This window comes from Bovifimicola ammoniilytica, assembly GCF_025567085.1.
GTDB lineage: Bacteria > Bacillota > Clostridia > Lachnospirales > Lachnospiraceae > Bovifimicola > Bovifimicola ammoniilytica.
Genome location: NZ_JAOQJN010000024.1, coordinates 1 through 1158, shown reverse-complemented (window position 1 = coordinate 1158; position 1158 = coordinate 1). Strand labels below are relative to the sequence as shown.

General features: G+C 42.5%; 1 protein-coding gene. It reads right to left on the bottom strand.

Features of this window, described 5'->3' with window-relative positions; translation table 11 throughout:
• The coding region (locus OCV48_RS13925) for a DUF6273 domain-containing protein (protein WP_317246828.1) at nt 1–1158 on the bottom strand (1158 nt) is incomplete at both ends.

The window sequence follows — 1158 nt, the reverse complement described above, 5'->3', positions numbered from 1 at the left end:
AAATGAATTCATCAACTGTTCTTTGGTTACATAGGTGGTATTGATTTTTTCAATCTCTTTTTCTGCGTTTACTGCATATGAAACATTATCCTCGGTTATTTCCAGCCAGATTTTGCAGGCTGATAAATTGATTGATGCCGGTGTATTTGATTCTGCCTCAATAGCAGATACATTTATCGCCTCTGTTCCTGTAATCTGTTTACTGTAATACCAGTCATTTGTTCCGTCCTTGCCCTGCACTACAAGTGCCACTGTTTGTGATGTACTGCCCTTCACCACCTTAATATCACCTGTTGTGGTGTTATATGTTACTGTACCAATATCCTTACCTGTTCCGTCCAGTCTTAAAGTCATCGCCGCACTGTCTGTTATCTTTTCCGATTTTGTATCAGATGATGCTGCTGTCGCAGCAGATGCGAAGAGAACAGATGACAGATCCAGATTGGAAGCGGGCTGAACAGCTAATCCGCCGTCGACATAGTCGTAGTCGACAAAATCGCCCGGATAAGCGAGCAACGCACTGTCATCATCACGACCGTAAGGCGAGCGCAGCCAGAACCACTCTCCGTTCCTCCAGTAACTTCTCATGGCAAGTACTGTACTGTCATCGGTTCCTGCCCACAAGTATTGGTTATTATCAAAATCTCCCTGTAACGCATACAGTTTGTCTGTGGTGGTATAGGTTACACTACTATTCTTCGTATCCTTCGTTGTCACTGTGGTGGCATTCATCAAGCCCTGCTCGGCTGAGGTGAAGTAGGATGTATTCGTAGTCATACCCTGCAGTGTATCACGAAGTTCACTTGCTCCATAGTGATTTGCGTATACTTCTGTTATAGTCGCTTCACTATAAACACAATCTGACCATAGATTTTCATCATTCTTATTGCTTATGTCTGAATTAAACTTCTGCCCTCTTGCAATCGGGCTTGCGGCAACGATGATGGTATTATCCCCTGATACACCCTCATCCTTTCCTAAGATGTACCATTCCTGTGGATTTCTACTGCTGTTCTGACCAAATACCAGCTTGCCGTAATTTACTGCTGTTCCATTACTGTATGGTTTAAATGAATTCATCAACTGTTCTTTGGTTACATAGGTGGTATTGATTTTTTCAATCTCTTTTTCTGCGTTTACTGCATATGAAACATTATC